This window comes from Kitasatospora sp. NPDC101155 (assembly GCF_044768305.1).
Taxonomy (GTDB): domain Bacteria; phylum Actinomycetota; class Actinomycetes; order Streptomycetales; family Streptomycetaceae; genus Kitasatospora.
The window spans coordinates 82,473-95,179 of the sequence record NZ_JBIWPN010000016.1; the positions used below are offsets into that span (position 1 = coordinate 82,473).

Consider the following 12,707-nt stretch of genomic DNA (forward strand, 5'->3'; position numbering starts at 1 on the left):
TCCTGCACGAAGGGCAGGCAGATCTAGCACGACTCATGTCTCGGCGGGCAGCGCGACCAGCTCGCCGAGGAGGGTGGCCACGTCGGCGGCGTCCGGGAGGCCGAGTCGTTCGAAGATGGCGTGCGCCTCGTGCAGCCGGGCCCGGGAGGCGTCGGGGCGGCCGAGTTCGGCGAGGGAGCGGCCGAGGACGACCAGTGCGTACCCCTGGTCGCGCTGGGCGCCGGTCTCCACGGTGATCGCCAGGGCCGCCTCGGCCTCCGCCGCCGCCTGTTCCGGCCGGGAGAGGGCCAGCAGGGCCTCCGCGAGGCGCACGCCCGCCAGGGCCTCCCGGTCGCGGCGGCCGGCGGTGGCGGCGAGGGCCCGGCACTCGCGGCAGCGGTCGGCGGCCTCCTGGTAGCGGCCCAGGCCGTGCAGGGCGAGGCCCAGCACGTAGAGGGTGTACGCGGTGTTGGCGGTGTCGCCGAGCGCGCGCACCTCGGGGAGCACCTGCTCGCAGGTCTCGGCCGCCTCGGCCGCCTGACCGTGCCGCACCCGGGCCAGCGCAGCGTTGACGGTGCCGGCCACCGCGCCGGAGCGGTGGCCCAGTCGGCGGGCCAGCTCGACCGACTCCTCGAAGCGGCGGATCGCCTCCTCGTTGCGGCGCAGCGCCTGGGCGATCAGACCGAGGTTGTTGAGCACCTGACGGAGGATGACGGTGTCCCCGGCCGCCCGGCTGGCCCGCTCCGCGAGCTCGGCCTCGGTGCGGGCCTCGTCCAGCCGGCTGGCGGCGAGTCGGAGGCCGCAGAGCAGGAACCGGGCCCGGCCTTCCGCGAAGCGCTCGCCGACCGTGGTGGCGGCGCTGATCAGGGCGAGGGCCGCGGTCTCCAGCCGGCCGCCGAGTTCGCCCGGACCGAAGGGGCTGAGTGCGATCAACAGGTCGGTCGTGGCGCGGAGTTGGTCGGCCGGGCCGACTTCGGTGGCCAGCCGGCCCGCCAGGGCGATGGCGCCGGGGTTCTCCGCCCGGGCCCAGGCCCGCGCGGCGGGCAGATCGGCGAGCACCGGCCCGGGCAGTGCGGGCGAGTCGCCACCGAGCGCCCCGGCCACCGGGTCCCCCGGTACCGCGAGCTGGAACGCCGTACGGGCGCCGGCCAGCAGGTGGCTCAGCAGCCGGCCGCGCGCCGCCCCGGATTCGGCCCCCTGGGCCCGGGAGGTGCGGCGGGCGAAGCCGCGCAGCAGGTCGTGGTAGCGGTAGCGGCCGGCGGTGAGCGAGTCGAGCATGGCGGCGTCCACCAGGGACTCCAGCAAATCCTCGGCCTCCTCCGGCGCGAGGTCCAGCAGCGCCGCGGCGGCGTCCAGGCCGACGTCGGGGCCCTCGGCCCAGGCGGCCAGCCGGAAGGTGCGGGCCTGTTCCGGGGTGAGCTGGCGGTAGCCGAGTTCGAAGGCCGCGTCGACGGCCAGGTCCCCCATCCGCAGCTCGTCGATCCGGCGCTGCTCGTCGGCGAGCCGTTCACTGAGGCTGGCGATGCTCCAGCGCGGGCGGGCGGCCAGCCGGGCGGCAGTGATCCGGACCGCGAGCGGCAGGTAGCCGCAGGCCGCCGCCAGGTCCAGCGCCGCTTGCGGTTCGGCGGCCAGGCGCTGTTGCCCGATCACCCGCCCGAGCAGGTCGACGGCTTCCTCGGGGGTGAAGACGTCCAGGTCCAGCTGGAGGGCGGTGGGCAGGCTGGTCGGGCGGGCGCGGCTGGTGACCAGTGCGGCGCAGTCGGGCGAGCCGGGCAGCAACGGGCGGATCTGCGCGGTGTCGCGGGCGTTGTCGAGGACGACCAGCAGGCGTCGGCCGTCGGTCAGGGACCGGAAGAGCGCGGTGCGGTCGGCGATGGTGTCCGGCACGGCCTCGGGGCGGGTGCCGAGGGCGGTCAGGAAGCTGGCGAGCACGTCGGCGGGGCCGGCCGGGAGGGCGTCGGCACCGCGCAGGTCGGCGTAGAGCGCGCCGTCGGGGAAGGCGGCGCGGGTGCCGTGGGCGGCGTGCACGGCCAGCGCCGTCTTGCCGACACCGCCCATGCCCACCACGGAGACCACAGGCAGCGCGTCCCGGGAGGACACGGTGAGGGCGGTCCGGATCGCCTCGACCTGGGCCGATCGGCCGATGAAGTCGCCGGGTGCGGGCGGGAGCTGGGCCGGTCGGGGCGGACCGGCGGGGGCCGTGACCGCCACCGCGGACTCGGCCGTCGCGGGCGGCTCGTCCAGAGGCTGGGCCTCCTCCGCGGACTCCTCGCCGTTCAGGATCCGCCGGTGCAACTCGGCCAGCTCGGGCCCCGGTTCCACGCCGAGCTGCTCCACCAGCACCTCGCGCACCCGCCGGAACGCCGCCAGCGCGTCCGCCTGCCGCCCGCTGCGGCTCAGCGCCCGCATCAGCAGGCCGTGGGGCCGCTCGCGCAGCGGGTGCTCGGTGGTCAGCGCGGTCAGCTCGGGCACGCAGCGCGCGGCCCGGCCGAGCGCCAGGTCGAGCGCTATTCGCTCCTCCAGCAGCGCGAGCCGCAGCTCCCCGAGTCGGTCACGCTGCCGCTGGGCGTACGGGCCGGGGATTCCGGCCAGCGGTTCGCCCTGCCACAGCTCCAGCGCCTCGTTGAGCAGTTCACGTGCCTGCCCGGGACGCCCGGCGGCAGACTCGGCCTCGGCGCGAGCGGCCAGCCGCTCCGCCTGCTGGGCGTCCACCGAGTCCGGGGGCAGCACCAGCCGGTAGCCGTCGCCGAGCGAGACCAGGACGGCGGGCGTGCCCCGGCCGGGTTCCAGCAGTTTGCGCAGCCGCCAGGCGTACGTGCGGACCGTGGTGGTCGCGGCCTGCGGCGGTTCCTCCCCCCAGAGCGCCTCGATCAGGTCGGCGGCCCCGGCCGCTCCACCCGGGCGCAGCAGCAGGACGGCGAGCATCGCCTGCTGCTGCGGACTGCCGAGCCGCAGCGCCGTGCCGTCGCGTCGGCCGCGCATCGGTCCCAGTACCGAGAACCTGAGTTCCGCCCATCCCTCGCCCACGCTTGTGCCCCCACAGCTCGGCCACGGGTCACGCGGCCGTCGATCTTCGTTGGTGTCGCACAGACTAGGCAGACGAGCGGCCCCCTGCCGAGTACCGGCGGCCTTCCGGCGTGGGCGCGTTGATCGGGCGTCGATCGGGGGCGTGGCGGCGTTGACCTTTGGTTGATCGAGTGTTGATCGCGCCCACCTAATGTTTCCGGTGTCGGAGGGACCGTGGAGCCTACGGAACATCGGTCAGGCGGGACGCCTGCCCTACTGTCGAAAACTCATTGGATCCCGTGAAAGGTGGTTCGCCGTGAACGACATCCTGGAGCTCGACGTCCTGGAGATCCGCGCCCCCGCCCAGGAGGGGACCGAGGCCCAGAACGCGGCCGCCAGCGGCTCCCGGCCCTTCTCCAGCAGCTCGACCCGCAACTCGCGCTGCTGCGGCTGATCCGACCCATCCGACTCCCGGTGCGGCGGCACATCCCCCGGCCGCCGCACCGGGTTCTCTCGGCCCTCCTTCCCCCGTTTCCCGATCCCCCTGCCCCGTTTCCGATCGTCCCTCCCCGTTCGCTTCCCCCCGCCGCTCCCCTTGGTAGGAGACCCCGCCATGTCGGACACGCCGACCTTCGCCTGCGGCGAGGTCGCCCTGCTACGGGCCGCCGTCCGGCCTGCCCGCGCCCTGCCCGAATCCCCCGCCCCGCACGGATCCGACCTCGACCAGCTGAAGGCAGCCCTCGCGGACCCCCTGCTGTGCGAGGCCGTCGCCGTGTCCAGCCCCTCGCTGAGCCGGGTGCTCGACCGGGTCGAGGCCGGTCTGCCGGTGAAGCCCGAGCAGTTGCGCAAGGCGGCCCGCGCGGTCACCCGGTACCGGCTGCGGATGTCCGACCGGGCCACCCCGTTCGGCCTGACGGCCGGGGTCGCCACCGCCCGCTTCGCCGACCGGCCCGCCGTGCGCTGGGGCGGGCGTCCGCGCAAGGCGGCCCGGCCCGACCAGGAGTGGCTGACCGGGCTGGTCGCCGCGCTGGAGCGCGAGCTGCCGGTGCTGCGCGGGCTGCGGGTGACCGCCAATGACCTGTGCCAGGTGCGCGGCGACCGGCTCGTGCTCCCGTACCTCCCGGCGCCCGGCGCCGAGCAGCGCACGGCCGGGCGGGAGCAGTCGATCCGTCACACCGCGACGATCCGCACCGTGCTGGACCACGCCGCCGAGCCGCTGCCGTGGACCGAGCTGCACCGGGCCGTCACCACCGCGCACCCCCAGGTGGACGGCGCGGCGGTGGACTGGCTGCTCGGCGAGCTGGTGCGCACCCAGGTCCTGCTGACCGACCTGCTGCCGCCGCTGGAGCAGCCGGACCCGATCGGGCACCTGCTGGCCAGGCTGCCTGCCCTTCCGATCGCGGCCGAACTACGCGCCTTACAGGATGAGTTGACGGCGTACGAGTGCACCGCGCCCGGCGAGGGCCTGCCCCGGTGGCGGGCGCTGACCGAGCGGATGCGCCGTTTGCACCCGGCCGAGCGACTGGTGCAGGTGGACCTCGGCCTCGACGTCGAGGTGCGGCTGCCGCCGGCCGTCCGCACCGAGGTCGAGCGGGCCGCGCACGTGCTGTGGGCGGTCTCGGCGGGCCGCCCGGGACCGGCACACCTGCGGCAGTACCACGAGGACTTCATGGAGCGGTACGGGCTGGGCCGCGCCGTGCCGCTGCTCGAACTGCTCGACCCCGAGCGCGGCCTCGGCGCGCCCGCGGGCTACCGACTGCCGCGCAGCACCCGCCCGCTGCGGCCCGGCGAGCCCGCCGACCCGCGCGACGAACTGCTGCTCGCGCTCGCCCAGCGCGCCGCCGCGAGCGGTGAGCGCGAGCTGCTGCTCGACGAGGGGCTGCTGGCCCGGCTCAGCGGCACCGGCACCACCCCTCCGCCCTCGCTGGACCTGCTGGCCGAGCTGCGGGCCGACTCACCCGAGGCGCTCGCGGACGGCGACTTCACCCTGGTGGTGAGCGGGATCGGCGCCACCGCCGGGGCGACGGCGGGCCGCTTCGCGCAACTGCTCGGCGACGCCGGCCAGCCGCTGACCGAGGCGGTGCGCGCCCTGCCCACCGACAACCCGGAGGCGGTCCGCGCCCAGCTCACCTTCCGTACGCCCCGCGCGCACACCGGCAACGCGGCCCGGGTGCCGCGGGTGCTGCCGTACACCGTCCGGCTCGCCCGGTTCGCCGACCGCGCGGACCCGGGCACCCTCGGTCTGACCGACCTCGCGGTGGTCGCCGACCACGACCGGCTCGCGGTGGTCTCCCGCCGGCTCGGCCGCGAAGTGGTGCCGACCGTACCGCACATGCTCGCCACCGATGTGCACGCGCCCAACGCGGCCCGGCTGCTGGACGAGCTCTCGCGCGGCGGCTCGGCCGCCTGGCCGCGCTGGCGCTGGGGCGCCGCCGAGTCGCTGCCCTTCCTGCCCCGGGTGCGCTACGGACGCATCGTGCTCAGCCCGGCCCGCTGGCGCCCCGAGGAACCGGGGCTGCGCGACGGCAGCCTGCCGTACGAGCGGTGGTCGGCGCTGCTGGAGCAGTGGCGGCGCCATTGGCGGGTGCCGCGCGTGGTGCAGAGCGTGAGCCGCGACCAGCGCCTCACCCTCGACCTGGCGGACGAGCGCCACCGGGAGCTGCTGCGCCACACGTGGACCGGCAGCGCCGACGGATACCTCCGGGAGGTGACCGAGCGGCCGGCCAACTGGCTGGGCGAGGGCGGCCGCACCAACGAGCTGGCCTTCGCCCTCACCCGCCGCTCCCCCGGCACGGCCCGCACCCCGGCCGTGGCACCGCCCCGACGGCGGACCGTGCACGGCCCCGGCTCGACCTGGCTGTACGCCAAGCTCTACTGCTCCACGGCCCGCCAGGACGACCTGCTCAGCCAGGAGCTGCCGGCGCTGCTGGAACACCTCCCCGCCACGGTCGACCGCTGGTTCTTCATCCGCTACCTCGACCCGGATCCGCACCTGCGGCTGCGCTTCCACGGCGACCCGGCCGTACTCTGCGCCGAACTGCTCCCCGTCCTCGGCGCCTGGGCCGACCGCCTGGCCACCGCTGGGCTCGCCGACCGGCTGCTCCTGGACGGCTACGAACCGGAGCTGGAGCGCTACGGCGGCCCGGCGGCGATGGCGGCGGCCGAGCGGGTGTTCGCGGCGGACAGCCGCTCCTGCCTGGAACAGCTACGGCTGCTGCGCGAACACAGCCTGGACGTTCACCCGTTGACCCTCGCCGCCGCCAACTACGTCGACCTGGCCCACCACTTCGGCGACCTCGGCCTGCTCACCCGGCTCTACCACGCCACCGAACGGCACGAACTGCCGTCAGCCGTACGGGAACAGGCCAAAACGCTGATCGACCCCGGCGGCCACTGGACCGAACTCGGCCGGCTGCCGGGCGGCAGCGAGCTGCTCGCCTCCTGGGACGAGCGGGCGGCCGCCCTGGCCGCCTACCGCGCACGGCTGGACGAGGAGTGGAGCAGCCCCGACACGGCGCTCGGGGCGCTGCTGCACATGCACCACAACCGGCTGATCGGCGTGGACCGCACGGGCGAGGAACGCTCGCTCGCCCTGGCACGGCGGACGGTGCGGGCGTACCAGGGGCGGACGGCGGCGCTCGGCACGGCCGAGGCCGTCGCGTGATCCACCTGAGCGACCACGCGGACACCCTCACGCCCCTGCGCGAACGCGCCGCCGCAGCCGTCGCGGCCACCGCCGAACGCCTCGCCGACCCCGAGCGGGTGGCCGCCGCGCTCTCCGCCTCCGGCCGCCCGTGGGACCCGAACGGCCTGGCAGGCGGTGCCCCCGGCATCGCTCTGCTGTACGCCGAACTCGCCCGCTACGACGATGCGTTCCGCGCCACCGCACACAACTGGCTGTCCCTCGCCTCCCGTTCGGCCCACACTGCCGCGCCCGGCACCGGGCTGTACGACGCCGTCCCCGCGCTCCGCTTCGTTCTGCCCCGGGCCGCGGCCGGCCCGCAGGACTACCGCTCGGCCCGTACGCACCTGAACGGCGAGACCGCCGTCCTCGCCGAACGCCTGGCACGGCGCGAGCGGCAGCGGATCGCCGACGGCGCCGGCCACACCACCCTGGAGTCCTACGACCTGATCTCCGGCCTGGCCGGGCTCGGCGCCGCCCTGCTCGACGACGACCGCCCCGGAACGGAGGAGGTACTGCGGGCCCTGGTGCAGCTCTCCGAGCCGCTGGCCGGGCTGCCCGGCTGGTGGGTCGCCCAGGACGTGCGCAGCTACGCCACCGTCGCCCCCAAGCTGGGCCACGCCAACCTCGGCCTCGCGCACGGCGCCCCCGGCCCGCTGGCGCTGCTCGCGCTGGCCTGGCGGCAGGGGGTACGGGTACCCGGGCAGGCCGACGCCATCGCCCGGCTGGCAGAGTGGCAACTCGGCCGGCTGCGCACCGATGCGGCCGGGCCCTGGTGGCCCGCCTCCGTCGAGCTGACGCCCGGCCAGGAGGCACCGGGGCGGCCGTCCTGGTGCTACGGATCACCGGGCGTCGCACGGTCGTTGCAACTGGCTGGGCTCGCGCTCGACGTCCCCGACTGGCGGAGGACGGCCGAGCAGGCGCTGCTCGCGGCCCTGGCCCGCACCTCGGAGCACGTCGGCCGCATGGACCCCGCCGGCTGGCCGGACGCCGACGGCCGGACGGATCACCACGGCCTCACGGACGCCGGGCTCTGCCACGGCTGGGGCGGGCTGCTGCAGTGCGCCTGGCGAATCGCCCAGGACAGCAGCGACTCCCGGGTGGCGCGACGGCTTCCCGCCCTGGCCGAGAGAATGCTCCAACTCACCGACCCCAAAGCGCCGTTCAGCTTCGTACCGCCCCGGATCCGGAACGGCTGGACGGACGATGCGGCCGGCTTCCTCACCGGCGCCGCGGGCGCCGCCCTCGCCCTGCACACCTTCGCCGTCGACCGAGCCCCCGCCACCGTATGGGACCGGGCACTCCTGCTGGCCTGACCCGTCCGCCGACCCTGGCCTGAGACTCCGTCCCGCCGACTCCCCTACCAAGGGCACCCGACCCGCAAGGCACCCGCCATGCCCCCCGCCCCCGCCTGGCGCCTGCTCGCGCCAACTCCGGCCGCAGCGCGAGCGTCTGGCGGCGGCCGGCACGCTCAACCTGCTCGGCGGCCTGGTCCGGCCCGCGGCCGCACGCTCCGGCCTCGACTCGCTCACCGACCACCGCCCGGCCGCTGCGCTTCTCGCCGGAGTGATGCTGGCCGGAGTGGTGCTCACCGCCATCGGCTCCTACCAGCTCCAGCTGATCGCCGAGACCGTGGTACGCCTCCCCGGCCGACGTGGCCGAGCCGTGCCGCATCCTGACCCTGACCCGGCTCGACGACCTGGTCACCACCCTGCCCGACGGCCTGGACACTCAGCTCGGCGAACGCGGCCGCACCCTCTTCGGCGGCCAGCGCCAGCGGGTCGCGATCGCCCGGCGGCCCGCGCCTACCTCGACGTGTGCTACTTCCACCCGTTCGACGACGGCAACGCCCGCGCCGCCTTCCTCACCCTGCTCTTCGTCCTGGCCCGCGAGGGCATCACCCTCGACGGCGTCAGCCTGCTGCGCCGAGTGAGCTTCCAGGCCGACCACCCCGACGACCCGCCGACCCTCGCCCGCTACATCGACGTCCACCTCAGCGAAACCCGGCGCAACGCCGACTGAGCGGCTCCCGAGGCCGCGTGAGAAGTCGGACCGGCCGACTTCTCACGCGCAGAGGTGCTCGTAGGAGACCATGGCCCCGCCCGGCTGGGTGAACTCCACCGTTGCGTCGGCGGAACTGCCGTCCACGCGGTGGACCTTGGCACGCAGGCTGCCCAGTACGGACCACGGGGTCCCGACGGCGTAGACGGCGCGGCGGCCGTACGGGGTCGGGAAACTGGCGACGCGTTCGGCGGCGAGGTGCTGGTCGCCGCAGGCGAGGTCCAGGACCTCCTCCTGGTCGGCGTAGAGAAAGCTCACCCAGTGGCCGCCGGCCACAATGGCCGGGCCGTCGAACACCCACACCGCGGGCGTGCTGCCCTCAGGAAGCGGGTTGCCGTTGCAGACGACCTGCCGAACGTCACTGTCATCCGGGAGGTTGAACTCCCGCCCGGTACAGGACCGGCCGTCGGGGAGGGGCCAGAAGAACCAGATCTGGCCGCCCTGATCCCGGTAATAGGCCCACAGGTCCGCGGGCGGGGTGTCCGTCGCGCCGCGGATCCGTTGCAGACCGGCCGCGACCTCGTCGGAGAACGGCGCCCTGACCGCGCTCTGCGGGACGGTGACCGAGGCGGCCCGGCCGGCGTGCGTGGACGTCGACGTGGTGCAGGAGACCAGGATGGTGAGCAACAGCCCGGCGACTGTCGAAATGGCGGCATGACGCCGCAGCGAGTCGATTTTCACGTTTCCCCCCGTGTACGACCGCTTCGATTGTACGGTCAACTCGCCCGTACGACGCCGGGTTCGGGGGCGAGCAAGCTCAGCGGTACCAGGTGCGGATCGCGTCCGCGGTCTCCCGCACGTCGGCCTGGCCGGCGCGGACGCGGGCGGCGAGAGCGACGGCCTGCTTGGGTTCAGCGGTGACGATGACGCCGGAGGCGCTGAGGTAGGAGGCGGCGACCACGGCGGCGAAGTGCTCGTTGCCGGACTCCAGCGCCGGGACGCGGATCAGCTGGTGCATCAGCGCGGCCGCGCGCTGGTGGACGGCGCCGTACACGGGCACGTCCATCACGGCATCGGCGTGCCTGGCCACCGCGGCGGCCAGGGTTCCGTAGTCGGTGATGTCCGGGTCGCCCGGCAGGAACTGGTGGGCGATGTCCAGCAGCCAGACCCGGTCGATCCGCAGGATCACGCCGCGTCCGCCGTGGCCTCGCGGGCGCTCCGCGGGTACGGCCCGAACTCCGCCTCGAACGCTGGCCCCCAGGCATGCGCGAAGTGCGCCGCCGCGGTCAGGAACCGCTCACGCCGCTCGTCCGCCTCCTCCGCCAGCACCTTGCGCGCGTAGTCCGGCAGGCTCATCCCTACCGCCTCGGCGCGCTGCTCCAGGGCCTCGTGCAGGGCGTCGTCCAAGCGGACGTTCAGCTGCTTCATAGCGGCGAGCGTAGCGCCGCGTAGTGTCCGCTACAAGACGGGCTCTGAAGCGTCCGTCACGCTCATGCCCGCCCGCGCCTGCCAGCCGTCGTCCCGCCCGTCCTCGACCCGGACGTCCAGGGCGGGCCAGTGCGTCGCCCACCGGGCCAGGCGATGCGCGTCCACCGGGCCCTGTGGGACCAACGATGCGTCCGGTAGGAAGGTCACACAGGTGCCGGTGGTGCCGTCGTGCTCAATCGGGTCGAGGCCGGTCACCGGGATGCCGTGCTCGTAGCGCTGGGTCCAGGCGCCGTTGTGGCGGCGGTTGGTGTGGAGCAGCCGGGTGCTGAGCGCCGCGACGACGGACATGCCCCGGCGCGGCCGCCCGTTCGGGAGCCGCTCCGCCTCCGGGGAGTCCTCCGGCGAGTTTTCCGGGGAGTCGAAGAAGCGCAGGTCCTTGGTCGCCATGACCGGCTTCTTGACCACCTCACCGCGCTCGTCGACGCGGGTGTCGGTGCCCCGCCCGTCGTCCCGCACGGAGACCGAGCCGTCGGCGTGCAGGGTGACGACGCATCGCCCCGTGCCCCGGCTGGCCGCCTCGTCGGCCGCGTACGCGAGCACCTCCAGGACGAGGTGCTCCGCCCCGCCCGGCGCGAAGCCCCCGGCATCGCGGCGGATGGCGGCGAGGTGCTCCGTGTCCACGGCGGAGGCCCAGTCGTGGGTGGTGTTGGTCCAGGTGTCCCTTGATCCGTCCATCCGACGAGTATCTCCCGGCGGCGGCCGTCACCCCTCCCCGGCCCCTGCCACCAGCTGGTCGCCCAACGCGCTGCGCCGGTACAGGACTTGCCGTCCGGCGCGGGCCCTTGCCAGCAGCCCGGTCGCGTGCAGCACCCTCAGGTGCTGGGAGACCGCGCTCGGGGTGACCCGTAGGCGCCGCGCGAGTTCGACCGTGGGCAGCGGCTCCTCCAGGAGCGTCAGCAGGCGGGCGCGTGGGGCGCCGAGGAGGCTGGTGAGGGCGGTCGGGTCGGGGGCCGGTGGGGCGTCGGGGCGGCTGGTGGACCGGCACGGGCCGGACCCGGTGAACCTGGCGTGCCTGCTGGGCGTGCTGGCCTCGGCCGCGGTCCTGCTCGCGGGGGCCCGGGGCGGGCCACTGGGGCCGGCCGCGCTGGTCGTGGGCACACTGCTGCTGGACGTGGCGATGCAGTTCGGCATGGTCGCGAGTCAGGCGCGGGTCTACGCGGTGCGCCCGGACGCCCTGAGCCGGCTCAAGACCGCCTACATGACCTGTTCCTACCTGGGCGGCAGCGCCGGTTCGTGGCTCGGGGTGCGGCTCTGGGGCCGGGCCGGCTGGTGGGGCGTGTGCGCGCTGCTGGCGGCGCTCGCCGCACTGGCCCTCGGCCGCCATCTGCTGGCCGTGCGCGGAAAAGTCGAACCCGCCCCGCTCCGGCAGTGACCAGCCGCCGCCCGCCGTCTCGGCGGGCCGGATCCGTAGCCGGCTCGTCCGGTACACCCCGCCCGGGCGGGGTGTACCGGACGGAGGGCGTCCGGGCGCGCATCCGGACGGTGACCAGGCCGGATCCGTCCCGAGCGCCCGGATCGCGCCAAGTCGAGGCACGGCAGGGCCCCGTGCGCGTCGGAGCATCCGCCAAGCCTCCGCCGGGAACCCGACCTTGATCCTCCACCACCCGGCTGCAATCATCCGTCTGACGCGGAATCAAGTCCGCGTCGCAAACGGGGAACGACGGGGAAACAAGGAGAAACATCCGTGATCGTCGTGACGGGCGCCACCGGTACGGTCGGCTCCAAGGTGGTCGTGGGGCTGCGTGAGCGCGGCCAGGCGGTTCGAGCGCTGGTGCGCGCCGGGTCCGAGGGCCCGGCCGAGTGGGACGAGGCGGTCGAGCGGGTGGCCGCCGACTTCATCGACCCGGACTCGCTGGACATGGCCCTCGCCGGGGCCGACACCGTCTACCTGCTGGTGGCGGTGCACCCGGAGATGTCCGCCCACGAGCGGAACGTGATCGACGCCGCCGTCCGTACGGGCCGCCGCCCGCGGATCGTGCTGCACGCCGCGGCCGGCATCGAGTACCGGCCGGAGGGCGTGCGCTTCGTCGGCACGCACGTCGCGGGCCTGGACCACCTGAAGGCCTCCGGCCTGCCGTGGACGGTGCTCGGGCCGAACGGCTTCTACCAGAACTTCCTCGGCATGGCCGAGTCGGTCAAGGCCGGCACCCTGGCCGTGCCGGGCGGCGAGGCCGCGGTGTCGTACGTGGACGCCCGGGACGTCGCGGCGGCCGCCGTCGAGGTACTGGCCACCGACGGGCACGAGGGCGCGGTCTACACCCTGACCGGCCCGGCCGGGCTCACCCACGGGGAGCTGGCCGAGCAGCTGGCCGCCGTCGCGGGCCGCCCGGTGTCGTACACCGCGCTCGCGCCGGAGCAGGCGCTGGCCGGGATGCTCGGCGCGGGCTGGCCGGCGTGGCGGGCCGAGGGCATGGTCGAGCTGTACGGGCTGTACGCGGCCGGGCAGGCCTCGGCGGTCAGCTCGGACGTGGAGAAGCTGACCGGCCGCCGGCCGCGTTCCTTCGCCGAGTTCGCCGCGGAGCACGCGGACGTCTTCCGCGACTGAGGCACC

11 protein-coding genes and 1 pseudogene are annotated in these 12,707 nt (G+C 75.2%); 6 read left to right on the forward strand and 6 right to left on the reverse strand.

From position 1 onward, the window contains the following. Positions 1–33: 33 nt before the first annotated feature. Positions 34–2,961 (reverse strand): BTAD domain-containing putative transcriptional regulator, encoded by a 2,928-nt coding sequence (locus tag ACIRYZ_RS24605; protein ID WP_402947641.1) that lies wholly within the window; start codon positions 2,959–2,961, stop codon positions 34–36. A 340-nt stretch (positions 2,962–3,301) separates the two neighbouring features. Here ACIRYZ_RS24605 and ACIRYZ_RS24610 point away from each other — a divergent pair, with 340 nt between their 5' ends. The 4 genes from ACIRYZ_RS24610 to ACIRYZ_RS24625 all read left to right on the forward strand — a co-directional run bounded on the left by ACIRYZ_RS24610 (position 3,302) and on the right by ACIRYZ_RS24625 (position 8,689). After that, positions 3,302–3,439: a hypothetical protein gene (locus ACIRYZ_RS24610; protein WP_402947644.1), complete on the forward strand. Its 138-nt coding sequence runs from the start codon at positions 3,302–3,304 to the stop codon at positions 3,437–3,439. A 159-nt stretch (positions 3,440–3,598) separates the two neighbouring features. Beyond that, entirely contained in the window at positions 3,599–6,649 is a 3,051-nt protein-coding gene (locus tag ACIRYZ_RS24615; protein WP_402947646.1) for a lantibiotic dehydratase, read from the forward strand. Continuing rightward, on the forward strand, positions 6,646–7,983 hold the full coding sequence (locus ACIRYZ_RS24620) for a lanthionine synthetase C family protein (RefSeq protein ID WP_402947649.1): 1,338 nt from the start codon (positions 6,646–6,648) through the stop codon (positions 7,981–7,983). The genes ACIRYZ_RS24615 and ACIRYZ_RS24620 overlap by 4 nt, the downstream gene beginning before the upstream one ends. Positions 7,984–8,482: 499 nt before the next feature. Then, positions 8,483–8,689, forward strand: a complete 207-nt coding sequence (locus ACIRYZ_RS24625; RefSeq protein ID WP_402947831.1) for a hypothetical protein — start codon at positions 8,483–8,485, stop codon at positions 8,687–8,689. 42 nt (positions 8,690–8,731) lie between these two features. Here ACIRYZ_RS24625 and ACIRYZ_RS24630 read toward each other — a convergent pair whose 3' ends face one another. The 5 genes and pseudogenes from ACIRYZ_RS24630 to ACIRYZ_RS24650 all read right to left on the reverse strand — a co-directional run. Beyond that, positions 8,732–9,409: a hypothetical protein gene (locus ACIRYZ_RS24630; protein ID WP_402947651.1), complete on the reverse strand. Its 678-nt coding sequence runs from the start codon at positions 9,407–9,409 to the stop codon at positions 8,732–8,734. A gap of 76 nt (positions 9,410–9,485) precedes the next feature. Then, a complete protein-coding gene (locus ACIRYZ_RS24635; RefSeq protein WP_402947654.1) occupies positions 9,486–9,857 on the reverse strand; it encodes a fic family toxin-antitoxin system, toxin component in 372 nt (123 codons plus the stop codon). After that, entirely contained in the window at positions 9,854–10,096 is a 243-nt protein-coding gene (locus ACIRYZ_RS24640) for a hypothetical protein (RefSeq protein ID WP_402947656.1), read from the reverse strand. The genes ACIRYZ_RS24635 and ACIRYZ_RS24640 overlap by 4 nt, the downstream gene beginning before the upstream one ends. Positions 10,097–10,126: 30 nt before the next feature. After that, on the reverse strand, positions 10,127–10,831 hold the full coding sequence (locus ACIRYZ_RS24645; RefSeq protein WP_402947658.1) for an ATP-binding protein: 705 nt from the start codon (positions 10,829–10,831) through the stop codon (positions 10,127–10,129). Positions 10,832–10,858: 27 nt separating this feature from the next. Next, positions 10,859–11,092 (reverse strand): annotated as a pseudogene (locus ACIRYZ_RS24650) (ArsR/SmtB family transcription factor); the annotation flags it as partial. On the opposite strand from ACIRYZ_RS24650, the gene ACIRYZ_RS24655 reads away from it, so the two are divergent. Together ACIRYZ_RS24655 and ACIRYZ_RS24660 are read left to right on the forward strand one after the other, a co-directional pair. Further along, the gene (locus tag ACIRYZ_RS24655; protein WP_402947833.1) at positions 11,085–11,528 is read left to right on the forward strand and encodes a hypothetical protein; all 444 of its coding nucleotides are present in this window, start codon (positions 11,085–11,087) and stop codon (positions 11,526–11,528) included. The pseudogene ACIRYZ_RS24650 and the gene ACIRYZ_RS24655 overlap by 8 nt on opposite strands. A gap of 312 nt (positions 11,529–11,840) precedes the next feature. Beyond that, on the forward strand, positions 11,841–12,701 hold the full coding sequence (locus ACIRYZ_RS24660; protein ID WP_402947660.1) for an NAD(P)H-binding protein: 861 nt from the start codon (positions 11,841–11,843) through the stop codon (positions 12,699–12,701). The last annotated feature ends 6 nt before the right edge of the window (positions 12,702–12,707 follow it).